Below are 21779 nucleotides of genomic sequence, written 5' to 3'. Positions count from 1 at the left end.
CTAGACGAAGGCCGGCACGGCCTCCCAGGCGCGGCCCGCGTCGGGGGCGTCGTCGCGCTCGACGACGGCCTCGATCTTGCCGTAGGGGCGGTCCGCGGCGAAGAACACCTCGTTCGGGTTGTCCAGGCCGAACGCGGAGAGGTCCACCAGGAAGTGGTGGTTGTTGGGCATGGAGAACTTGACCTCGGCGATCTCCGGGTGCGCCTCGAGGACGGCCTCGCCCATCGCGTACAGCGTCTGCTGCAGCGCGAGGCTGTGGGTGTTCGCGAAGGCCTCGAGCATGAGGGCCTTCACCGAGGCATAGGTCTTGTCCCAGTCGACGTCGGTGCCGATGTAGCGCCAGCGGGCGGTGACGTCGGTGGCCAGGATCCGGTCGTCGGTCTCCGGCAGCGTGGTGTACTTCGTCTTCGGGTAGCCGTGGAACTCCGAGCCGGTCGACTTGAGCACGGTCAGCCCGGTGAAGCCGGAGACCACCCACTCCTTGTCGCCGTCCTTGTTGACCACGGTGTTGCGCACCTCGCCGCCGCTGCGGACGAAGGAGTGGTCATGCGGGCCGGCCGAGGTGGCGATCCGCTCCCAGGAGTACTCCTCGGCCTCCTGGCGGGCGCCGTACACGTACTCGTGCTCGTCCACGAAGTGCCGGGCCATCTTCAGCGCGAAGTCCTCGATGGCGCCGACGCCGCCCCACTCCTTGGCCTTGGCGTAGACGGTGTTCTTCTGGGTGTCGGTGGGCAGGCACTTGCAGTTGTCGCCCTCGGTGTGCACCGACTCCAGGTCACCGCGGAGCTGGGAGGTGTAGTTGATGTCCTTGATGCTGTGCACGGCGGTGCCGCGGTCGACGTGCACCATGCGCACCTCGGCCTTGCCGTACTGGTTGTCTCCGAGTCGGATCCCCATGGATCGTCTCCGTCCTGTGCGTCGAGATGAGGCTTCGCCGCCCGGCCGCCGTCCGCGTTCGCGCGGGAAGTGGCGCGGGGCGGTTCACAGAAAGGGCCTGCGCGCCCGGGGCGCCCGGGGGCGCCGTCGCGGGGTCGCGCGGCGTGCGACGAGGGAGGACCGCTGTGGTCATGCGGAAGGACCTGTCACCGCACTCGGATGGGATGTCGATTCCGGTCGACTCCTTGAGGCCTCAGCTCCCCCGGTAGGTCGAGAAGGCGAACGGGCTGAGGAGCAGCGGGACGTGGTAGTGCGCCCCGGTGTCGGCGAGCTCGAACGCGATGGTCACGTCGGGGTAGAACCCGCGCTGGCCGGTGCGCTCGAAGTAGCCGGCGGTGTCGAAGACGACCCGGTAGACGCCCGCTTCCAGCTGGTCCGGACCGAAGTCCGGGACGCGGCCGTCCTCGTTGGTGGCGCCGGTCGCGACCGGCTTCCAGGAGGTCCGCGCCTCGTCGGCGGCGGCCTCCAGCCTCACCTCGACGCCGGTCGCCGGGCGGCCCAGGGCGGCGTCGAGGACGTGTGTGGTGACGTGGCTCATGAGTTGTCCAGTACCTTCTCCACGCGCAGCAGCGCGATCTTGCGGAACTCTCCTGCGACGACCCGCTTCTCCTGCTCGGCGGAGTTGCCCATCCGCTCCTTGAGGTCGGTGAGCAGCTCCTCCGGGGAGCGGCCGGAGGCGCACACCAGGTAGATGTGGCCGAACCGGGCCTCGTAGGCGGCGTTGGCCTCGGCGAAGGCCTGCGCGGCGGCGTCGCCGCCGGCGGTGACGGCCGACTGCTCGCCGCGCGACCACCGGGACTCGGTGTCGGAGCCGCTCGCCTTCTCGCCGATCCGCGGGTGCCGGGAGATCGCGGTGTCCACTTCGCCGTCGCTCATCTGCGCGGCGTGCGCGTCCGCGGCGGCGAGCAGGGCCTCACGGGAGGCGAAGGGCCGCTCCGCGTCCAGGGCCGCGGTCCATCGGTCCACGTTGAGGCACTGGGCGAACTCCGCGCGGAAGTCGTCCGAGGTCAGCGCGTTGATGCGCGCCAGCCCCGGACCGCCGTTCCGGTCCGCTGCGGAGGAGCCCGAAGAGGTGTCGGACATGGTCCCCTCTGTCCTGTTCCGTCCGTCTGCCGGGGCCGGGCCCCGATCCGGTGGCGCGGTGCGGCCGCGCGCCGTGGCTGGAGCGCGCGTTAACGCGGCGGCCACAGGGGAGACGGTCGGATTTCGTAGTGCAGAAACTTTCTTTTACATGTTGGACTGTAGCCCCGGTCACAGTGTGGTTGTCAACACCACTTCCCGGATCGCCCCGCCGGCGGGCGGGGGAGGCGCGGCAGGTGAGCGCCGTGTGTGTGAGTTTCTGTGAGCTAGATCCCACTGGCTACCCCTTGTCCGCCAGGGGGGTGGAGGGGGTGCGGGTGGAGTGTCCGGCGGAGGGGCGGTTGACAAGCCGCGGTTCGCGGCGCAGACTCGCATCATTCCTTCAAGCGAAAAACAGATTCCGCATCATGAAATTCACCGCCACCGACTCTGCTGAGGAGAGCAAGCCATGGGCCACTCGCTGCGCTACACGGTGAACTGCTCGCTGCTCTTTACCGAGCTGCCGCTGAACGAGCGCCCCGCCGCAGCCCGCAAGGCCGGGTTCGACGCGGTCGAGTTCTGGTGGCCGTTCGCCTCCCCGGTCCCCTCCGACACCGAGGTCGACGCCTTCGTCGCCGCGATCTCCGACGCCGGGGTCGAGCTCTCCGGGCTGAACTTCTTCGCCGGCGAGCTGCCCGGCCCGGACCGCGGGGTGCTCTCCCAGCCCTCCCGGGCCGGAGAGTTCCGCGACAACCTGGACGTCGTGGTCGGCATCGCCCGGCGCACCGGCACCAAGGCGTTCAACGCGCTCTACGGCCTGCGCCAGGAGGGCGTCGACCCGGCCGAGCAGGACGCGGTCGCCCTGGAGAGCATCGCCGCCGCCGCCGAGGCGGTCGCCGCGATCGGCGGCACCGTGCTCATCGAGCCGGTCAGCGGCTCCGACGCCTACCCGATCAAGACCGCCGCCGACGGCCTGGCCGTCGTCGAGCGGGCCAAGGCCGCGGGCGCGGGCAACGTCGCGCTCCTCGCCGACTTCTTCCACCTCGCGGTCAACGGCGACGACGTCGCCGCGGCCGTCCGGGACCACGCCGCCGAATTCGGCCACATCCAGATCGCCGACGCCCCCGGGCGCGGCGAGCCGGGCACCGGCGACCTCCCGCTGCTCGACCTGCTCGAGGCGGCCCAGGCCGGCGGCTACGACGGGTTCGTCGGCCTGGAGTACAAGCCGACCGTGCCCACCGCGGAGAGCTTCGGCTGGCTCGGCCGCTGAGCGGCCCCAGCGCCCCCAGCGGTCCGAGCGGCCCCCGAACCAGACCTCCCCAGGAAGGAACCAGCCACATGTCCGCCAAGCAGAACATCGCCTTCATCGGCCTCGGCATCATGGGCCTGCCCATGGCCGTCAACCTGGTCAAGGCCGGCTACCAGGTGACCGGTAACAACCTCACCCCGGACCGCACCCAGAAGCTCGCCGAGCAGGGCGGCAAGGCCGCCGACTCGATCGCCGAGGCCGTGGCCGGCGCCGACGTCGTCATCACCATGGTCCCCGACTCCCCGGACGTGGAGGGGGCCCTGCTCGGCGAGGACGGCGTCTACGCCAACGCCCCGGCCGGCGCGCTGGTGATCGACATGAGCACCATCCGCCCCGACGTCTCGCGCTCCGTCTCCGAGGAGGGCGCCCGCCGCGGCTTCCGGGTCCTCGACGCCCCGGTCAGCGGCGGCGAGGCCGGCGCCATCGAGGCGAAGCTGTCCATCATGGTCGGCGGCGCCCAGGAGGACTTCGACGCGGCCCTGCCGATCTTCGAGGTCCTGGGCACCACCCCGGTGCTGGTCGGCCCGTCCGGCGCCGGCCAGACCGTCAAGGCCGCCAACCAGCTCATCGTGGCCGGCAACATCCAGCTGGTCGCCGAGGCCCTGGTCTTCCTCGAGGCGCACGGCGTCGACACCGAGGCCGGCCTGAAGGTGCTCAACGGCGGCCTGGCCGGCAGCACCGTGCTGACCCGCAAGGGCGAGGGGATGCGGAACCGCTCCTTCGACCCGGGCTTCCGCATCGCGCTGCACGACAAGGACATGAAGATCGTCACCACCGCCGCCCGCGAGGCCGGCGTGGCGATCCCGCTCGGCGCCGTGGTGGCCCAGTTCATCGGCGCGCTCAAGGCCCAGGGCCACGGCGGCCTGGACCACTCGGCGCTGCTGAAGATCGTCGAGCAGCTCTCCAGCCAGGAGAAGTAAGCGCGGGCGGAGCCGCCCGGAACGCTCCGGAAGGGATCCCGCGGGCGGGACGGCCGAAGGCGGTCGCGGCTTAGCCGTGATACGCGCGTCCGCCCCAGGCCCGGGTGTTGGCCGCACCCGATGTCCCGCCTGCGGGCCCATGACCCCCCTAGCACTGAAGGGTTCAAGCAAATGGTACAGATGCCCGCGATGAACGCGGCCGTCGAGGTCATGAAGGACGAGGGCGTCACCACCGCCTTCGGCTGCCCCGGCGCCGCGATCCTGCCCCTCTACAAGGCCATGGAGCAGGTGGGGGGGATCGAGCACCTCACCGTCCGGCACGAGGAGGGCGCCACCCACATGGCCGACGGCTGGTCCCGCACCACCGGCAAGGTGGGCGTGGCGATCGGCACCTCCGGCCCGGCCGGCACCAACATGATCACCGGCCTGTACACCGCGATGGCCGACTCCATCCCGATCGTGTGCATCACCGGCCAGAACCGCACCGACCTGCTGGACAAGGAGGGCTTCCAGGCGGTCGACATCGTCTCCATCGCCAAGCCCGTCACCAAGTGGGCGGTGCAGATCAAGGAGGCCGGCAGCGCTCCGTGGGTCTTCCGCGAGGCGTTCCGGATCGCCCAGGAGGGCCGTCCCGGCCCGGTGCTGATCGACATCCCGCTGGACGTCGCCCAGCAGCTCATCGAGTACGACCCGGAGATCGACGCGCCGCTGCAGCTCAACGAGGTGCGGCCGCACCAGCCGCGGGTCGAGCGCGCGCTGGACCTGCTGCTGGAGGCCGAGCGCCCGCTGATCCTGGCCGGCGGCGGCATCATCCTCGCCGAGGCCTCCGCCGAGCTGGCCGAGCTGGCCGAGCTGCTGCGGGTCCCGGTCCAGGTCACCCTGATGGGCAAGGGCTCCTTCGACGAGGACTCCGAGCTGTACGCGGGCATGACCGGCGTGCAGACCTCGCAGCGCTACGGCAACGCCTCCTTCCTGGAGTCCGACCTGGTGCTCGCGGTCGGCGCCCGGTTCGCCGACCGGCACACCGGCAAGATCGACGTCTACCGGGGCGAGCGCACGTTCATCCACGTCGACATCGAGGCCACCCAGCTGGGCAAGGTCTTCGAGCCGGACCTGGGCATCGTCTCCGACGCCCGGCTGTTCCTGCGCGCGCTGATCGACGCCGCCAAGCGCCGCAAGGCCGAGGCCGGCGTGGGCGCCTGGATCGAGCGGATCGGCGAGCTCAAGCGCACGCTGGGCCGCAAGGAGGACTTCGACTCCGTCCCGATCAAGGCCCCGCGGGTCTACAAGGAGATCAACGAGGCCTTCGACGAGGACGCCTACTTCGTCACCGCGATCGGCCTCTACCAGATCTGGGGCGGCCAGCACCAGAAGGCCTACAAGCCGCGGCACTACCAGATCTGCGGCCAGGCCGGCCCGCTCGGCTGGGAGATCCCGGCGGCCATCGGCGTGAAGAAGGCGCTGAAGGACACCGAGCCGGACGCCGAGGTCGTGGGCATCGTCGGCGACTACGGCTTCCAGTACATGGTCGAGGAGCTGGCGGTCGCGGCGCAGTACAACGTGCCGTTCGTGATCATCATGCTGAACAACGAGTACCTCGGCCTCATCCGCCAGGCCGAGATCCCGTTCGACATGAACTACCAGGTCGACATCCACTATGACGACTACGGCACGGACAACGTCAAGGTGATGGAGGCCTACGGCTGCTCCGGCCGCCGGGTCTTCGAGCCGGCCGAGGTCCGCGACGCGATCGAGTGGGCCCGCAAGGAGGCGCGTGCGACCTCCCGCCCGGTGCTCGTGGAGATCATGATCGAGCGCGAGGCGAACACGCCGCACGGTCCGGCGATCGACGCGGTGAAGGAGTTCGAGCCGGAGCCGGAGACCGCCTGACGGGCGGCACATGAACGGGGGAGCCGCGCCGGCGCCGCAGGGCCCGGCCGGTCTCCCCGCACCGGGCGCAACGGTGGCCACTTGGCCGGGCCACCGCTGCGGTCCGGACCCGGCGGGGCGCATCGGTGGTCACTTGGCCGGACCACCGCTGCGCCCCGCACGCATGCCCGCGCACCGGGCGGCCGGGAAGGAACCGGGGACCGGAGGCGTTCCGGTTCCGCCGGGGGTTCCGCGGGGCCGGTGCGGCCCCGCGCTCGGGGAGTCTGCTAACGTGGCCCACGTTATGCTGCGCGAGCTGCTCCTCCTTAGCGGCCGCGGCGGGGGTCGTTAAACGGTCGGCTCCCTCGCCGCGGGGCTTCGGCGTGTTCAGGTCGGCCACGACCCCGTGTCCCCGAATCCGGGGAAACGTCCTATGAGGAGCCTTTTCTCCATGGTGCCGCAGCAGCAGACGAGTGGTATGCCCTTCCAGCGCTACGCTCCCTTCAAGCCGGTCGACCTGCCCGACCGCACCTGGCCCGCCAAGACCATCGACGCCGCCCCGCGCTGGCTCTCCACGGACCTGCGGGACGGGAACCAGGCCCTGATCGAGCCGATGGACGCCGACCGCAAGCGGGAGATGTTCGACCTGCTGGTCCGGATGGGCTACAAGGAGATCGAGGTCGGCTTCCCGTCGGCCAGCCAGACCGACTTCGACTTCGTCCGGTCCCTGATCGAAGAGGGCCGCATCCCCGACGACGTGCAGATCTCGGTGCTGACCCAGGCCCGCGAGGACCTGATCGAGCGCACCGTGCAGTCCCTGGTCGGCGCCGAGCGCGCCACCGTGCACCTGTACAACGCCACCGCGCCGCTCTTCCGCCGGGTGGTGTTCAAGGTGGACCGCGAGGCCTGCAAGGCGATCGCGGTCGAGGGCACCCGGCACGTGATGCGCTTCGCCGAGCAGTACCTGGGCGACACCGCGCACTTCGGCTACGAGTACTCCCCGGAGATCTTCATCGACACCGAGCTGGACTTCGCGCTGGAGGTCTGCGAGGCGGTGATGGACGTCTGGAACCCCGGCCCCGGGCGGGAGATCATCCTGAACCTGCCGGCCACGGTCGAGCGGGCCACCCCCAACGTCTACGCCGACCAGATCGAGTGGATGAGCCGGAACCTGACCCGGCGCGAGCACGTGTGCCTGTCGGTCCACCCGCACAACGACCGCGGCACCGGCATCGCCTCCGCCGAGCTGGGCGTGATGGCCGGCGCGGACCGGGTCGAGGGCTGCCTGTTCGGCCACGGCGAGCGGACCGGCAACGTCGACCTGGTCACCCTGGGCATGAACCTGTACAGCCAGGGCGTCGACCCGATGATCGACTTCAGCGACATCGACGAGATCCGGCGCACCGTGGAGCACTGCACCCAGCTGCCGGTCGCCCCGCGCCACCCCTACGGCGGCGACCTGGTCTACACCGCCTTCTCCGGCTCGCACCAGGACGCGATCAAGAAGGGGCTGAACGCCCTGGAGGACGACGCCGAGGCGGCCGGGGTCCCGGTCTCCGAGCACCCCTGGAGCGTCCCCTACCTGCCGATCGACCCCAAGGACGTGGGCCGCGACTACGAGGCGGTCATCCGGGTGAACAGCCAGTCCGGCAAGGGCGGCGTCTCCTACATCCTGCAGCGGGACCACGCGCTGGACCTGCCGCGCCGGCTGCAGATCGAGTTCTCCCACGAGGTCCAGAAGCACACCGACGCCGAGGGCGGCGAGTTCGGCGGCGAGCGGATCTGGGAGATCTTCTCCGAGGCCTACCTGAGCGAGGACGGCCCGGTCGGGATCCTGGCGCACCGCTCGACCAACACCGAGGAGGGCTACCGGATCAGCGCCGACGTACGGGTCGAGGGCGAGATCCGCGAGATCACCGGCACCGGCCAGGGCCCGCTGTCGGCGTTCTGCGACGCGCTGACCGGGGTCGACGTCAAGTTCCGGGTGGTCGACTACAAGGAGCACGCGCTGAGCGAGGGCACCGACGCCCGCGCCGCCGCCTACGTCGAGGCGGACGTCGACGGGGTGACCGTGTGGGGCGTGGGCATGCACCACAACATCACCACCGCCTCGCTGCGCGCGGTGTGCAGCGCGGTCAACCGCGCCCGGGCCGCCCAGGGCTGATCCGCGCGGAGCCGGCCGGCGGAGCGCCGGCCGGCGAGCGCACGGGGGCGCCGCCGACCACATCGGCGGCGCCCCCGTTCATGCGCGGCCGCCGGACTCCGACTCCTCGGACAGGAGCTCCAGCAGACCGGGCAGGCGGCGCTCGATGTCCTGCCTGGGCAGCGAGACGGCGCTCCCGTTGCCGTGGTCGCGCTGCACGATCAGCCCCGCCTCGCGCAGCACCCGGAAGTGGTGCGTGCGCGCGGCCTTCTTCACCGGCAGGTCGAACGAGCCGCAGGCGCGCTCCCGGCCTTCGGGGTCGGCGGCGAGTTCGACCACCACCCGGCGGCGGGAGTCGTCGGCCAGTGCGCGGAACACCTTGCCCAGATCCATGGCTCACTCCTAGGTACGGTTTGCATCATACCTTGCCGGCGGCTACCGTCGGCAGGTATGAAAATCGTCGTACCTGATGGGGATGGGCCGGTCGGCATCTACGGCTTCGCCCGGCCGAAGCCCGAGCGCGCCGACGAGCTGGAGCGGCTGCTGCTGTCGTTCGTGGAGCCGACCAGGGCCGAGCCCGGCTCGATGCAGTACCAGGTCCACCGGGACGCGGCCGATCCCGGCACGTTCGTGTTCTACGAACTGTGGCGCTCGGCCGACGACCTGCGCGCGCATCTCGCGCGTCCCGAACTCGCGCACTTCCAGCGACACCGCATGGACTACCTGCGAGAAGACCTGGAGATCCACTGGCTCACGCCGCTCAGCGCGACCCCTTGACCCCGGGACCGGCGCATCCGCGCCGGTACGCCGGACGGAGCGGCCGGCCCCGGCCGGGCGCCCGTCACGGGCGCCGGTCCCCGGTGGATCGCGCCGCCGTCACTCGTAGCCGAAGTTCTGCGTCCAGTGCGCGTCGGCCTCGCCGACGCCGATCGAGACGAAGTCGCAGTTGAGGATGTTGGCGCGGTGGCCCTCGCTGTTCATCCAGCCCTCCATCACCGCCTCCGGGGAGGAGTAGCCGGCGGCCACGTTCTCCCCGCCCCAGGCGGAGTAGCCGGCCTCCTCGGCGCGCTCGCCGGGGCCGATGCCCTCCGGGGTGTGGTGCGACATGTAGTCGCGGTCGGCCATGTCCCGGCTGTGCCTCTCCGAGGCGTCGGTGAGCCGGGAATCGACGCTGACCGGGCCGCAGCCGGCCTCCGCGCGCTCCTCGTTGACCAGGGAGACGACCTCGCCGCCCTGCCCGGAGCCCGAGGCCGACGAGGAGCCGCCCCCGCCGCCCCCGTCCGCGGAGCCGCCGTCCGACCCGGAGCCGGACCCGTCCTCCTCGGGGCTTTCGGGCTCTTCGGAGGCGGAGACGGAGCCCTGCGCTTCGCCGCTCCCGGCGGAGGCGCCCTGCCCGCCCCGCTCCGGCCGCTCCGCGCCGCCGCCCTCGTCCGCGGCGGGCGCCTCGGAGCCGCCGTCGAAGAAGTCGCCGGCGGCCGGCGGCAGCGCCGCGTCCGGGGCGGCCCGCCCCGGGTCGGCGGAGAGGGCGCCGCCGTCCTCGGACAGGTCGGCCAGGACCAGCGCGCCGGCGGTGCCCAGGCCGACGGGGAGGGCGAGCGCCGCGGCGATGAGCGCGCTCCTGCCGCGGCGCGGCGGCCGGGGTTCCCGGTGCCGGTGCCTTCGACGTCCTCGTCCCATGAGAGGTCTCCAGGGGTCTGGTGGATCAGCGGGGTGTGCGTGATCGTAGAGCAATGTAGGGCAATATGCTCGGTTTGCCGACCTTCTTTGGAGATGTGCCAGTTCAGCGGGGTGCGGGCGCCGGTCGCCCGCTGTCGGCGGGATCCGGGACAATGGCGGGGTGAGCCTCTACCGTGACGAAGGCGTCGTCCTGCGCACCCAGAAGCTGGGCGAGGCGGACCGCATCGTGACCCTGCTGACCCGGCGCACCGGACTGGTGCGCGCGGTCGGCAAGGGCGTGCGCCGCACCAAGTCGCGGTTCGGCGCCCGCCTGGAGCCCTTCACCCACGTCGACGTGCAGCTCTACACCGGCCGCACGCTGGACGTCATCACCCAGGCCGAGACGGTGCGCGCCTACGGCGAGCCGATCGTCGCCGACTACGCCCGCTACACCGCGGCGACCGCCATGCTGGAGACCGCGGAGAAGATCGTCGCAGTGGAGAAGGACCCGGCGCTCCGCCAGTTCCTGCTGCTCATCGGGGCGCTGCGCACCCTGGGCGAGGGCGGGCACGCCCCCCGGCTGGTGCTCGACGCCTTCCTGCTGCGCTCGCTGGCGGTGGCCGGTTACGCGCCCGCACTGGACGAGTGCGCCCGCTGCGGCGCCCGGAGCGGGCTGCGCGGCTTCGCGGTGCACGCCGGCGGGGCGGTCTGCTCGGTCTGCCGGCCGCACGGGGCGGTGAACCCCGCCCCGGAGTCGGTGCGGCTGATGGGCGCGCTGCTCGGCGGCGACTGGCCGGCCGCCGACGCGAGCGAGGAGCGGCACCGCTCCGAATGCAGCGGCCTGGTCGCCGCCTACCTCCAGTGGCACCTGGAGAACGGCATCCGCTCGCTGCGCCTGGTGGAGCGCTCGGCCCCGGCGGAGTGACCCGGAGCGGCCCGGGGCACCGGCGGCGCCCCGCGTCCTCCGCGACCGGCCCCGCGGGGGCTTGCACCGCCCCGGCCGGGCGGCCGCCGACCGGGGAGGGGAGCGGTCGCCGTCCCGCTCCGGAGAGTGATGAACCGCGGGTCCGGGGGGCGGAGCGGCCGCCCTCGGCGGGGGAGCGGGGCACCGGGTGCGGTATCGTGCGAGCACCGCCCCGAGGCCGCGGGCGGCGGCTCCGAACCGGTGCCGGCGCGGCCCGGAGGGCGAGCGGCCGCCGGGCGCCCCGGCGGAGCCGCCCGGTTCCGGGGGCGCGGCCCCTTCCGGAACCGAGGGCCGTTCCGGCGTCCGACATCCCAGCCATCGAGGGCCGCCGTCCCGGGAGGAAGCCAAGTGAGCCTTTTCACGTCCGGTTCCGGTCGCGGTTACGCCGCGCCTTCGCCGCACCCGAGCGGGGCGCGCCCGCCGGAGCTGCCCAAGGCGCTGGTGCCCAAGCACGTCGCGATCGTCATGGACGGGAACGGCCGCTGGGCCAAGCAGCGCGGCCTGCCCCGCACCGAAGGGCACAAGGCGGGGGAGGCGTCGCTGTTCGACGTCATCGAGGGCGCACTGGAGATGGGCATCTCCAACCTCTCGGCCTACGCCTTCTCCACCGAGAACTGGAAGCGCTCCCCGGAGGAGGTCCGCTTCCTGATGGGCTTCAACCGGGACGTGATCCGGCGCCGCCGCGATGAGCTGCACGCGATGGGCGTCCGGGTGCGCTGGTCCGGGCGGCGCGGCCGGCTGTGGAAGAGCGTCATCTCCGAGCTGCAGGACGCCGAGGAGATGACCAAGGACAACACCGCGCTCACCCTGCAGTTCTGCGTCAACTACGGCGGCCGCGCGGAGATCGCCGACGCCGCCGCCCGGCTGGCCGAGGACGTCGCCCAGGGCCGGATCGACCCGTCCAAGGTGAACGAGGACGCGCTCTCCTCCCGGCTGTACGCCGCCGACGTCCCCGACGTCGACCTGTTCGTCCGCTCCTCCGGCGAGCAGCGGTTCTCCAACTTCCTGCTCTGGCAGTCGGCCTACGCCGAGTTCGTCTTCCTGGACACCCTCTGGCCCGACTTCGACCGGCGGCACCTCTGGCACGCCTGCGAGGTCTACGCCTCCCGGGACCGCCGCTACGGCGGGGCCGTGCCCAACCCGGTCCCGGCCGACCCGGCGCCGCCGGTCCCGGAGGAGCGGGCATGACCGGCCTCGACCTGGACCGGAGCACGCTCACCTACGTCGCGATCGGGGACAGCTTCACCGAGGGCGTCGGCGACCCGGGCCCGGACGGCCGGTTCCGCGGCTGGGCCGACCGGTTCGCCGAGCACCTCGCCGGGCAGGTCCCCGAGGTGCGCTACGCCAACCTGGCGGTGCGCGGCAAGCTCATCCGCCAGATCATCACCGACCAGCTGCCCCGGGCCCTGGAGCTCCGGCCGGACCTGGCCACCCTGTGCGCCGGCGGCAACGATCTGCTCCGCCCCGGCGCCCGCCCCGAGCCGCCGGCCCGGATCCTGGAGCACGCGGTCCGGCGACTGCGCGCGCAGGGCACCGAGGTGGTGCTGTTCACCGGGGTGAACATCGCCGGCGGGTACATGCGCGCCCGGATCGGGCTGTTCGCCCGGTTCTACCTGGACGTCCGGTCGATCGCCGACCGGTACGGCTGCCACCTGGTCGACCAGTGGTCGATGACCGCGCTGACCGACCCCCGCGCCTGGGACGCCGACCGCCTGCACATGTCTCCCGAGGGCCACCGCCGCCTCGCCCTCAAGGTCTGCCGGGCGCTGGGCGTGCCCGCCGACGGCGACCCGGACGCGCCCTGGCCCCCGGTCCCGCCCTCCGCTCCGGGCCGGGCCCGCCGGGAGAACCTGCGCTGGGCCCGGGAGTACCTGGTGCCGTGGATCGGCCGCCGGCTGACCGGCCGGTCCTCCGGTGACGGCGTCACCGCCAAGCGGCCCGACCCGGCCCCGGTCCCCCCGGCCGCGGGGGAGTGAGCGGCGCCCCCGACCGCCCCCGGCCGCCGGCCCGGGGCGCCGGGGGACCGTGACGGCTGTTACAAAAGGCCGCGCGACCGTAACCTACTGTCGCGTAACCAGGGGTCCGGGAGGCATCATCGGTACCCATGAGCGGCATCGACACTGGGCAGGACATCCTCTCCTACGTTGCTCTCGGTGACAGCTTCACCGAGGGCATGGACGATCCCTATCCGGACAGCGGGCGGACGCCGCACGGCCGCTACCGCGGCTGGGCCGACCGGCTCGCAGAGCACCTCGCCGGGCAGGTCCCCGAGGTGCGCTACGCCAACCTGGCGGTGCGCGGCAAGCTCATCGGCCAGATCGTCCGGGACCAGCTGCCGCGCGCGGTGGAGCTCCGGCCGGACCTGGTCACCATCTGCGCCGGCGGCAACGACATCATCCGCCCCGGCGCCGACCCCGACCAGGTCGCCGAGGTCTTCGAGGGCGCGGTCGGGCGGCTCCGCGCCACCGGCGCCTCGGTGGTCGTCTTCACCGGCTTCGACACCGGGTTCCAGCCGGTCATGCGGCACCTCCGGGGCAGGATCGCCACCTACAACATGCACGTGCGGGCGGTCGCCGACCGCTACGACTGCACCGTGGCCGACCTGTGGTCGATGAAGATGCTCCACGACCACCGGGCGTGGAGCTGGGACCGGCTGCACCTCTCCCAGGAGGGCCACCGCCGCCTCGGCCTGCGCGTCGCGGAGATCCTCGGGCTGCAGGTCGAGCCGGGCTGGGACGCCCCCTGGCCGGACGAGCCGCCGAAGGACTGGCGCTCGGCCCGCCAGGAGGACCTGCACTGGGCCCGCGAGTTCCTGGTGCCGTGGATCGGCCGCCGGCTGACCGGCCGCTCCTCCGGCGACGGCCTGGAGCCCAAGCGCCCGCGGCTGGAGCCGCTGCGCTGAGCGGGCGGGCCGGGACACGGCCCCGGAAGGCGGCTGAGCCCGCCCGGTCGCCGACCGGGCGGGCTCAGCCGCCTCCGCCTCCGGGGCGGCCTGCGCCCCGGGGCGGACCCGCCTCTCACGTCCGCTTCTCGGACCCCTCCCGGCGGGCCGAGGCGCACTCCGCGCAGGTCCCGAAGACCTCCACGGTGTGCGTGACCTCGGTGAAGCCGTGCTGGGCACCGATGCTCTCCGCCCACTTCTCCACCGCGGGCCCCTCCACCTCCACGGCCTTGCCGCAGCCGCGGCAGACCAGGTGGTGGTGGTGGCTCTCGCTCGCGCAGGCCCGGTAGACCGCCTCGCCGTCGTCGTTGCGCAGCACGTCGACCTCACCGGAGTCGTGCAGGTTCTGCAGCGCCCGGTAGACGGTGGTCAGTCCGATCTTGGACCCCTCGGCGCGCAGGTCCGCGTAGAGGTCCTGGGCGCTGCGGAATCCGGTGCTGTGGTCGAGGGCCTGCTTGACTGCCTCTCGTCGTGTACTCACGTGGTTACGCTCCCCGGCTCGTCCTGGGGCATCGTACCGACCGCGGCGCCCTTCCCGCTTCCGGGGGCGGCCCGCTCCCCGGCGGCGCGCCCGCCCCGGGAGCGCACCAGCCGGCCGGCGGCCACGGCGACCGCGAACACCGCCAGGGTGAGCAGGACGATCGCCGCACCGGGGGCCACGTCGACGTAGAAGGCGGTGCTCAGCCCGCCCACCGCGGACAGCACCCCGATCGCCACCGCCAGCGCGGCGGTCACCCGGAAGCTCCGGGTGAGCTGCTGGGCGGCGACCACCGGGACCACCATCAGGGCGCTCACCATGAGCACCCCCACCACCCGCATCGAGATGACCACGGTGACCGCGGCGGTGATGGAGACCAGCAGGCTCAGGAAGCGCACCGGCAGCCCGGCGGCGCGGGCGGTGTCCTCGTCCATGCAGAGCACGAAGAGCTCCCGGCCGAAGTAGGCGATCAGGGCGACGACGAGCACCGCCAGCCCGATCACCACCGCGATGTCCTCCTCGCTGACACTGCTCACCGAGCCGAACAGGAACGCGGTCAGGGTGGCGTTGTTGGCGCCCGGCGCCAGGCCGATGAGCAGCACGCCGCCGGCGATGCCGCCGTAGAACAGCAGGGCCAGCGCCACGTCGCCGCCGGTGCGGGCGCGCACCCGGACCAGCTCGATGGCGGCGGCGCCCAGCGCGGACACGATCAGGGCGGTGAGCACCGGGGAGGTGCCGGTGAGGAAGCCCAGCGCCACACCGGTGAGCGCCACGTGGCCGATCCCGTCGCCGAGCAGCGCCAGCCGCCGCTGCACCAGGAAGGTGCCGATGACCGGGGCGACCAGGCCGACCAGGGCGGCCGCGATCAGCGCCCGCTGCATGAAGTCGTAGGAGAGCATCTCAGTCACGGCGGGGCACCTCGGCGCCGGTGACCATGGGCAGGGCGACGCCGCCGGCGGGCCCGGCGCCGTCCTCGTGCGGGTGGACGTGGTCGTGCCCGGGGCGGGCGCAGTCGCCGGTGGGGCGGGGGGCGGCCCCGTCGTGCGAGATCTCCCCGTGCGAGAGCACCACGGCCCGCTCGATGAGCGTCTCCAGCGGGCCGGTCTCGTGCAGCACCAGGACCACGGTGGCGCCGTCCTCGCGCAGCCGGGCGATGGCGGAGGCCAGGGCGAGCTGGTTCTCCGCGTCGACCCCGGCCATCGGCTCGTCCATCAGGAAGGTGTCCGGGCGGCCGGCCAGCGCGCGGGCGATCAGCACCCGCTGCTGCTGGCCCCCGGAGAGCTCGTGCACGGCGGCGCGGGCGCGGTCGGCGAGCCCGACGGCCTCCAGCGCCTCCTGCACCGCGGCGCGCTCCTCCCGGGTGGCCCGGTGCAGCCGCCGCCGCGTCGCGATCTGGCCGGAGGCGACGACCTCGCGCACCGTGGCGGGCACGCCGCCGCCGACGAAGAGCCGCTGCGGGACGTAGCCGATCCGGCCCCAGTCGCGGAACCGGCGCAGCGGGGTGCCGTGCACCTCGACCGCGCCGGCGGCGACCGGGGTGATGCCGAGCATGGCCCGCATCAGGGTGGACTTGCCCGAGCCGTTGGCGCCGAGGATGGCGAGGGTCTGCCCGCGCGGCACGGTGAGGTCCACGCCGCGCAGCACCGGGTCGCGGTCGTAGGCGACGACGGCCCCCTCCACCCGGAAGGCGGGGGGCGCGGACGCGGGGTCCCCGGCGGCCGTCCCGCGCGCGGTGGTGGTTTCTGAGGTCACCGGCCAAGTATGCCGAAAATGAAAATGATTGTCAAAAAGCGGCCGGTGCCGCACCGCGGTGCGGGAGGGGCCGCCGGGACCCCTGGGACCGGCCCCCGGCCGCCCTCAGACCGCGCCGCTCTGCAGCACCCCGAAGACCAGCAGCACGCCGATCACCACCACCCGCATCGCGCGCTCCCCGCCGCCCAGCGACGGCCAGGCCAGGAACGCCAGCCAGGAGAAGAAGAGCGCGAGCAGGCCCAGCAGCAGCGCGCCGGCCGGCCCGGAGAGCAGCAGCCCGGCGAGGAACACCCCGGCCATGCCGGCCGGCAGGATCCACCGCGGCGCCTGGTGCAGCCAGACCAGCGGGACGGCGCTGCGCCGCTCGATCTCCCGGCGGAGCCGGCCCGCGCCCGGGGTGTAGAACGAATCGCCCTGCGGGAGCGGCCGGGAGCCCCGGCCTTCCCGGCCGCCGCGCCGATCCCTGCCGTCGCCCTTGGCCACCACGCGGCTCCTCCGCCCGATCGCTGTCGCACCGTCCCCTGGAGGCAGCCTATATACCGCAAGGCCCGGCGCGGCCCCTCATCCCGGCCCCTTCCGGCCCGCCCCCGGGCCTCCGCAGGTCCGGGGGCGGGCCGGGCCGGGGAGGAGGCGGCGCCCGCAGGCTCCGCCCCGGCGCCGGGAAACGCGCCGCCCCGCCGGGTCCGCCCGAAGGCGGGGCGCCCGAGGGCGCCTGCGGGAGGGGCCGAAGGGGGCGAGGGGCGGCGGGGCCCGCCGCTCCTCCGGCGCTCCCGGCGCCGCCGCCCGCGGGGGCGGAACACCGGATCCGGAGCCCCCGCCGCAGAGGCGTTTCCGGCGCCGGACCGGGGGCGGCGGGCGTGAACAGCCGGGAGTTCTCGCTAGGATCCTCGGATAGGGAGAAAGGCGGGCCCGTGGGCCGCGGGCGGCGGCCCGGCGGGAACGGGCGCGTACCGCGACCGCGTTCTTACCGGCCGTTTAGGCCCGGAGCCCTAGGGTCGCCGCCGATCCGGCGGCCCCGTGCGATCCGGCCGCCCCTGTCTGTGCCCCCGCTCCGCAGCGATGAATACCGGGAGACTGTTTTTCCGTGCCGAAGCTCAGCGTCATCGTCGCCTTCGACGTCACAGAGCCGCATCTGCGCCACTGCCTGGACTCCTTGGCGGGACAGGACGCAGGGGGCCGCGGCGTCGAGATCGTGCTCGCCCCCGTGGCCGCCGGGCAGGCCGGGGAGCGGGAGTCCGGCCGGCCCGGCGGGGAGGACGCCGCGGACGGCTCCGGCGACCAGGACGAGGCGGCCGTCGACAACGGCTCCGCCGACGAGGAGGAGCCGGAGGACTCCGAGGCCGAAGAGGGCGGCGAGGACGAGGCCGACGGCGGTGCGGACAGCGAGTCGGTCGGCCCCGCCCGCGCCGAGGGCCTGATCACCGCGCGGGAGTTCGCCGCCGAGCCGCCGGCCGGGGCCTCCGCCGTGCTGCTGGACGAGCCGGCCGCCTCCCGCGCCGCGGCCCGCGAGGCCGGCGCCGCCGCCTCCGCCGGCGAGTACCTGATGTTCCTCGACGGGAGCGACGCCCTCTCCTCCTACGCGCTGGACTACCTGGCCGGCCGGCTGGACGACTCCGGCTCCGAGGTGGTCACCGGCAACGTCTACCGCTTCAACGACCTGGGCGCCCGGCAGTCCGCGGCGCACCGCAAGATCTTCGGCAAGGCGCGCACCGGCGTCGACGTGCACGCCACCTCCTCGCTCCTCGGCGACCGGTTGCTCGGCAACAAGCTGTGGCGCCGCTCGTTCTGGGAGGGCACCGCCCCCCTCGGACTGGGCGAGGAGGACGAGGACCTCGAGGTGGTCCGCCGGATGATCGCCGCGCGCACCGTCGACGTGCTGCCCGCCCCGGTCCTGCTCCGCCGCGACCGCGAGCAGGCCTCCCGGCTCAGCGGGACCGAGCGGATCGGCGAGCGGCTGCGCGCCCTCGCCGCCCTGGCCGCCTCGCTCGACCCGGCCGACCGCGACCTGTGGGACTCCCGCGCGCTCCGCAGCGACGTGCGCTCCATCCTGCTGCTCCTGGACGACGCCGAGGACGAGGGGCGCGAGCGCTTCCTCGACCTGGCCAACGCCTACCTGGACACCGTCTCGCGCGCGGTCCTGGACCGGCTCGCCCCGCTGCACCGGCTCAACTACTTCCTGGTCCGCAAGCGGCAGACCGAGCGGCTGCTGGAGGCCGTCACCTTCCAGAAGAGCGTCGAGCTGAAGAAGGCCCCGGTGGTCCGCCGCGGGCTGCAGTACTTCATCCGCTACCCGTTCTTCGAGGACCCCGAGGCCGGGGTGCCGCGCGAGGTCTACCGGCTGCGCAACGAGCTCAAGGTGCGGCAGAAGACCGAGCGGGTGGAGTGGCGCGACGGCAGGCTGGTGGTCGGCGGCCGGGTGGGCATCCTCGGCCTGCGCGCCGGCCGGCGCTGGCAGCAGCAGGTGGTGGCGTTCGCGGTCAACTCCGACACCGGGCGCCGGCTGCCGGTCCCGGTCAAGGTGCTGCGCGCCGCCGAGTACCGGCTGCCCGACGTGCCCGACGCGGCCCGGCACGACTACGGCGGCTTCGAGATCACCGTCGACCCGGCCCGGCTCCGCCTCTCCGGGGAGTGGCGGGCCACCGACTGGAAGCTGGAGCTGGTGGTGGTCAACCGCGGCCTGGTGCGCCGCCGGATCATCGCCAACCCGGTGGCCGGCCCCGCCCAGCGGCCGTCCTACCGGCGGGTCGAGGGCGACGTGTGGGTGCGCCCGCAGTGGAACCGCGACGGCCACCTGGCGCTGGCCGTCGCGCCGGTGCGCGCCCGGGTCACCGGGCACCGGCTGGACGCCGCGGGCGGCCGCCCCGAGCTGGAGCTGAGCGGCGAGTTCGTGACGCCCCCGGCGGCCGGCGCGCGCACCCTGCGGCTCTGCCGGACACCGGGCACCGCGGCGCTGGAGTACCCGGTCGTCCCCGGCGACGCCGGGTTCACCGCCCGGGTGCCCGCGGCGGACCTGCTCTCCGCCGCCGTCGACGAGGGCCCCGGCCTGCTCCGCCAGGAGCACTGGCGGGCGTCGCTGGTCGCCCCGGACGGCTCCGAGCTCCCGCTGGTGCTCCCGGACGAGGCGGAGACCGGCCCGCACCCGGTCGGCGACGGCCAGCGCGAGGTGGCGGTGCAGCGCACCAACACCGGCCACCTGCGGCTCCGGGCCGGCTGGTCGCACCCGGTGGTGGACGGCGCCGAGTGGCGCGGCGAGGAGCTGGTGCTCCGCGGCCGCTACTCCGCGGGCTCCCCGATGAAGCTGGTCTTCAAGGCGCGCGGCCGGGACGAGGAGCACCGGGTGGCGCTGGAGCGGGACGGCGCGGAGTTCACCGCCTCGTTCTCCCCCTCGGCGATCGCCACGCTCTCCGGAACGCTGCCCCTGTCCGCCGGCTCCTACCAGCTGTGGGGCCGGGTCGAACCGACCGACGGCGGCACCCGCGACGTCGGCGCCGAGCTCGACCCGGGCTTCGTGCGCAGCCTCCCGCTGCGGCTGGAGACGCCCGAGCGCGAGTACTCCTTCGGCGACTCCGGGTTCGACACCCCGGTGCTGCGGGTCGGCAGCGACCTGCGCCCGGAGGAGCGCGGCTCGTTCGCCCAGCGCACCCTGCGCGAGACGGTCTACCCGGCGCTGCGCGAGGAGCCGGTGGCCGAGGGCGTGCTGTTCGACAGCTACACCGGCCGGCAGTTCTCCGACAGCCCGCACAGCATCTACGCCGAGCTGCGCCGGCGCGGCGGCCGGTGGGCCGACTACCCGATGTCCTGGCTGGTCAAGGACGGCCAGGTGAACCTGCCCGCGGACCTGTCCGCGGTCCGGCACAACGGCCGGGGCTTCTACGAGGCGCTGGCCCGCTCCCGCTACCTGGTCACCAACTCCCGCCAGCCCGCCTGGTTCGCCCGCCGCCCGGACCAGGTGGTGGTGCAGACCTGGCACGGGTCGATGCTGAAGCGGATCGGCTTCGACATCGAGAACATCCGCGGCAAGTCCCGGGACTACCACGAGAAGCTGGCCTGGGAGACCGCGCAGTGGGACTACCTGGTCTCGCCCAGCCCGTGGGCGACGCCGATCCTGCGCCGCGCGTTCCGCTTCGACGGGGAGATCCTGGAGACCGGCTACCCGCGCAACGACATCTTCTTCTCCCCCGACCGGGAGGCCGTCGCCGAGCGGACCCGGCGGGCCCTGGGCCTGCCCGAGGGCAAGAAGGTGGTGCTCTACGCGCCGACCTGGCGGGACGACAAGTACTACACGCGCGGCAAGCACAAGCTCGACCTCCACCTGGACCTGCAGCGCATGTACGACAAGCTCGGCGACGACCACGTGCTGCTGGTCCGCCGGCACCCGCGCGTGGTGGACAGCGTGCCCATCGTCGGCCGCGACTTCGTCTACGACGTGTCGCTCTACCCGGAGATCATGGAGCTCTTCCTGATCACCGACGTGCTGATCACCGACTACTCGTCGATGATGTTCGACTTCGCCAACACCGGCCGCCCGATGCTCTTCTTCACCTACGACATCGAGGGCTACCGGGACAACCTGCGCGGGTTCTACTTCGACTTCGAGGAGACCGCCCCCGGCCCGCTGCTGCTGGAGTCCGACGACGTCATCGGGGCGCTGCAGGACATCGGCGAGGTGGCCGAGGCGCACGCCGACCGGTACCGCTCCTTCACCGAGCGGTTCTGCCCGCTGGACGACGGCAACGCCGCCGCCCGGGTGGTCGACCGGGTGTTCGGCGAGAAGTGAGCGCACCGCCCGGCCGCGGGCCCGCAGGGGTCCGCGGCCGGGCGGACCGGGCGATGATCTCGACGTTGCGGGGGTGTCAGAGCGCTCTGACACCCCCGCAACGTCGAGATCATCGGGGAGGGCGGGCTCAGGCGCTGGCGGCCGGCACCTCGCGGACGGCGCGCATCACCGGCACGATCTTCTCCGCGGAGTTGATCGTGCGCACGTCCTCCGGCGGCACGGTGCCGCCGCCCATCGACACCCGCGGATTGCGGTGCCGGTAGGGCGAGGGGACCGTGTCCATCCCGGAGAAGTGCAGGTCCCGCACGCCGGTGCGGGCGACGATCTCGCCCGCGTTCCCGGCGCGCACCCCGCCGCCCGGCATCACCGCGATCCGCCCCTCGGCGCGCCGCACCAGCTCGGCGATGAGCGGCGCGCCCTCGGCCGCGGTGCCCTCCTGCCCCGAGGTCAGCACCCGGTCCACGCCCAGCTCGATCAGCTCGTCCAGCACGGCGAGCGGCTCGGCGGCCACGTCGAAGGCGCGGTGGAAGGTGACCGACAGCCCCTCGGCCGCCTCCATCAGGCGCTGCACCACCGGCCGGTCCACCCGCCCCTCAGGGGTGAGCGCGCCGATCACCACCCCGTCCACCCCGGCGCGGGCCAGGACGCGGACGTCGTACTCCATGGCGGACGCCTCGTACCGGTCGAAGACGAAGTCGCCGCCGCGCGGCCGGATGATCGGGAAGACCCCGATGTGCGCGGTGGCCTCCATGACCGACTTGACGGTGCCCAGGCTGGGCGTGAGGCCGCCGTCGACCAGTGCGCTGACCAGCTCGACCCGGTCCGCTCCGGCGCGCTCCGCGGTGATCGCGCCGGCCGCGCCCTCGACGACGATCTCGAACCGGACTCTCTCCGACATGGGCGGGGCCCCCGTTCTGCTCGGTTCCGACGGGGCGGCCCCCGCCGCGGTCTAGACCAGTAGACCATGCGGCCGGG

The 21779-nt window shown here is 73.5% G+C and carries 20 protein-coding genes; 10 read left to right on the top strand and 10 right to left on the bottom strand.

Annotated features, from left to right (window positions below; all coding sequences use genetic code 11):
• The 3 genes from pucL to uraD form a co-directional block, all read right to left on the bottom strand.
• Positions 1-897 carry a factor-independent urate hydroxylase gene (gene pucL, locus J0910_RS23410; protein WP_420160694.1) on the bottom strand — a complete coding sequence of 299 codons (897 nt, stop codon included), beginning with the start codon at positions 895-897 and terminating at the stop codon, positions 1-3.
• 232 nt (positions 898-1129) lie between these two features.
• Positions 1130-1474, bottom strand: a complete 345-nt coding sequence (uraH, locus tag J0910_RS23405) for a hydroxyisourate hydrolase (RefSeq protein ID WP_420160693.1) — start codon at positions 1472-1474, stop codon at positions 1130-1132.
• Positions 1471-2019 (bottom strand): 2-oxo-4-hydroxy-4-carboxy-5-ureidoimidazoline decarboxylase, encoded by a 549-nt coding sequence (gene uraD, locus J0910_RS23400; protein ID WP_420160692.1) that lies wholly within the window; start codon positions 2017-2019, stop codon positions 1471-1473. The genes uraH and uraD overlap by 4 nt, the downstream gene beginning before the upstream one ends.
• A gap of 445 nt (positions 2020-2464) precedes the next feature.
• On the opposite strand from uraD, the gene J0910_RS23395 reads away from it, so the two are divergent.
• The 4 genes from J0910_RS23395 (at position 2465) to leuA (ending at position 8257) form a co-directional block, all read left to right on the top strand.
• Positions 2465-3265, top strand: coding sequence for a hydroxypyruvate isomerase family protein (locus tag J0910_RS23395; RefSeq protein WP_420160691.1), 801 nt, complete (start codon positions 2465-2467; stop codon positions 3263-3265).
• 68 nt (positions 3266-3333) lie between these two features.
• Positions 3334-4224 (top strand): 2-hydroxy-3-oxopropionate reductase, encoded by an 891-nt coding sequence (locus J0910_RS23390; RefSeq protein WP_420160690.1) that lies wholly within the window; start codon positions 3334-3336, stop codon positions 4222-4224.
• 171 nt (positions 4225-4395) lie between these two features.
• Complete coding sequence (gene gcl / locus J0910_RS23385) at positions 4396-6114, top strand: glyoxylate carboligase (protein WP_420160689.1); 1719 nt, start codon at positions 4396-4398, stop codon at positions 6112-6114.
• Between the two features lie 430 nt (positions 6115-6544).
• Positions 6545-8257: a 2-isopropylmalate synthase gene (gene leuA, locus J0910_RS23380; RefSeq protein WP_420160688.1), complete on the top strand. Its 1713-nt coding sequence runs from the start codon at positions 6545-6547 to the stop codon at positions 8255-8257.
• Positions 8258-8335: 78 nt separating this feature from the next.
• Here leuA and J0910_RS23375 read toward each other — a convergent pair whose 3' ends face one another.
• Entirely contained in the window at positions 8336-8629 is a 294-nt protein-coding gene (locus J0910_RS23375) for an ArsR/SmtB family transcription factor (RefSeq protein ID WP_420160687.1), read from the bottom strand.
• A gap of 57 nt (positions 8630-8686) precedes the next feature.
• On the opposite strand from J0910_RS23375, the gene J0910_RS23370 reads away from it, so the two are divergent.
• Positions 8687-9013, top strand: coding sequence for a putative quinol monooxygenase (locus J0910_RS23370; RefSeq protein ID WP_420160686.1), 327 nt, complete (start codon positions 8687-8689; stop codon positions 9011-9013).
• A 99-nt stretch (positions 9014-9112) separates the two neighbouring features.
• On the opposite strand, the gene J0910_RS23365 is transcribed toward J0910_RS23370, so the two are convergent.
• Complete coding sequence (locus tag J0910_RS23365; RefSeq protein WP_420160685.1) at positions 9113-9913, bottom strand: CAP domain-containing protein; 801 nt, start codon at positions 9911-9913, stop codon at positions 9113-9115.
• A 160-nt stretch (positions 9914-10073) separates the two neighbouring features.
• Between J0910_RS23365 and recO the strand changes: the two genes are divergently transcribed.
• From recO to J0910_RS23345, 4 genes are all read left to right on the top strand, one after another.
• Positions 10074-10817 carry a DNA repair protein RecO gene (recO, locus tag J0910_RS23360; RefSeq protein ID WP_420160684.1) on the top strand — a complete coding sequence of 248 codons (744 nt, stop codon included), beginning with the start codon at positions 10074-10076 and terminating at the stop codon, positions 10815-10817.
• Between the two features lie 387 nt (positions 10818-11204).
• Positions 11205-12044: an isoprenyl transferase gene (locus J0910_RS23355; protein WP_420160683.1), complete on the top strand. Its 840-nt coding sequence runs from the start codon at positions 11205-11207 to the stop codon at positions 12042-12044.
• Positions 12041-12832 (top strand): SGNH/GDSL hydrolase family protein, encoded by a 792-nt coding sequence (locus J0910_RS23350; protein ID WP_420160682.1) that lies wholly within the window; start codon positions 12041-12043, stop codon positions 12830-12832. The genes J0910_RS23355 and J0910_RS23350 overlap by 4 nt, the downstream gene beginning before the upstream one ends.
• A gap of 128 nt (positions 12833-12960) precedes the next feature.
• Positions 12961-13758, top strand: a complete 798-nt coding sequence (locus J0910_RS23345; RefSeq protein WP_420160681.1) for an SGNH/GDSL hydrolase family protein — start codon at positions 12961-12963, stop codon at positions 13756-13758.
• 115 nt (positions 13759-13873) lie between these two features.
• Here the strand turns inward: J0910_RS23345 and J0910_RS23340 are convergent, their stop codons facing one another.
• The 4 genes from J0910_RS23340 to J0910_RS23325 all read right to left on the bottom strand — a co-directional run bounded on the left by J0910_RS23340 (position 13874) and on the right by J0910_RS23325 (position 16513).
• Positions 13874-14278 carry a Fur family transcriptional regulator gene (locus J0910_RS23340; RefSeq protein WP_420160680.1) on the bottom strand — a complete coding sequence of 135 codons (405 nt, stop codon included), beginning with the start codon at positions 14276-14278 and terminating at the stop codon, positions 13874-13876.
• Entirely contained in the window at positions 14275-15183 is a 909-nt protein-coding gene (locus tag J0910_RS23335) for a metal ABC transporter permease (RefSeq protein ID WP_420160679.1), read from the bottom strand. The genes J0910_RS23340 and J0910_RS23335 overlap by 4 nt, the downstream gene beginning before the upstream one ends.
• Positions 15176-16027 (bottom strand): metal ABC transporter ATP-binding protein, encoded by an 852-nt coding sequence (locus J0910_RS23330; RefSeq protein ID WP_420160678.1) that lies wholly within the window; start codon positions 16025-16027, stop codon positions 15176-15178. The genes J0910_RS23335 and J0910_RS23330 overlap by 8 nt, the downstream gene beginning before the upstream one ends.
• Positions 16028-16132: 105 nt before the next feature.
• The gene (locus tag J0910_RS23325) at positions 16133-16513 is read right to left on the bottom strand and encodes a DUF6703 family protein (RefSeq protein ID WP_420160677.1); all 381 of its coding nucleotides are present in this window, start codon (positions 16511-16513) and stop codon (positions 16133-16135) included.
• Positions 16514-17111: 598 nt separating this feature from the next.
• Between J0910_RS23325 and J0910_RS23320 the strand changes: the two genes are divergently transcribed.
• Positions 17112-20804 carry a CDP-glycerol glycerophosphotransferase family protein gene (locus J0910_RS23320; RefSeq protein ID WP_420160676.1) on the top strand — a complete coding sequence of 1231 codons (3693 nt, stop codon included), beginning with the start codon at positions 17112-17114 and terminating at the stop codon, positions 20802-20804.
• A 127-nt stretch (positions 20805-20931) separates the two neighbouring features.
• Here J0910_RS23320 and J0910_RS23315 read toward each other — a convergent pair whose 3' ends face one another.
• The gene (locus J0910_RS23315) at positions 20932-21702 is read right to left on the bottom strand and encodes a copper homeostasis protein CutC (protein ID WP_420160675.1); all 771 of its coding nucleotides are present in this window, start codon (positions 21700-21702) and stop codon (positions 20932-20934) included.
• Positions 21703-21779: the final 77 nt, after the last annotated feature.

This window comes from Nocardiopsis oceanisediminis, assembly GCF_048595525.1.
GTDB lineage: Bacteria > Actinomycetota > Actinomycetes > Streptosporangiales > Streptosporangiaceae > Nocardiopsis_A > Nocardiopsis_A oceanisediminis.
Note: the sequence above shows the minus strand (reverse complement) of the source record. Positions and strands in the feature narration are given on the sequence as shown.

Coding starts and splice junctions, on each gene's coding strand:
- pucL (WP_420160694.1), bottom strand. CDS start 897: ATGGGGATCCGACTCGGAGACAACCAGTACGGCAAGGCCGAGGTGCGC.
- uraH (WP_420160693.1), bottom strand. CDS start 1,474: ATGAGCCACGTCACCACACACGTCCTCGACGCCGCCCTGGGCCGCCCG.
- uraD (WP_420160692.1), bottom strand. CDS start 2,019: ATGTCCGACACCTCTTCGGGCTCCTCCGCAGCGGACCGGAACGGCGGT.
- J0910_RS23395 (WP_420160691.1), top strand. CDS start 2,465: ATGGGCCACTCGCTGCGCTACACGGTGAACTGCTCGCTGCTCTTTACC.
- J0910_RS23390 (WP_420160690.1), top strand. CDS start 3,334: ATGTCCGCCAAGCAGAACATCGCCTTCATCGGCCTCGGCATCATGGGC.
- gcl (WP_420160689.1), top strand. CDS start 4,396: ATGGTACAGATGCCCGCGATGAACGCGGCCGTCGAGGTCATGAAGGAC.
- leuA (WP_420160688.1), top strand. CDS start 6,545: ATGGTGCCGCAGCAGCAGACGAGTGGTATGCCCTTCCAGCGCTACGCT.
- J0910_RS23375 (WP_420160687.1), bottom strand. CDS start 8,629: ATGGATCTGGGCAAGGTGTTCCGCGCACTGGCCGACGACTCCCGCCGC.
- J0910_RS23370 (WP_420160686.1), top strand. CDS start 8,687: ATGAAAATCGTCGTACCTGATGGGGATGGGCCGGTCGGCATCTACGGC.
- J0910_RS23365 (WP_420160685.1), bottom strand. CDS start 9,913: ATGGGACGAGGACGTCGAAGGCACCGGCACCGGGAACCCCGGCCGCCG.
- J0910_RS23350 (WP_420160682.1), top strand. CDS start 12,041: ATGACCGGCCTCGACCTGGACCGGAGCACGCTCACCTACGTCGCGATC.
- J0910_RS23345 (WP_420160681.1), top strand. CDS start 12,961: ATGAGCGGCATCGACACTGGGCAGGACATCCTCTCCTACGTTGCTCTC.
- J0910_RS23315 (WP_420160675.1), bottom strand. CDS start 21,702: ATGTCGGAGAGAGTCCGGTTCGAGATCGTCGTCGAGGGCGCGGCCGGC.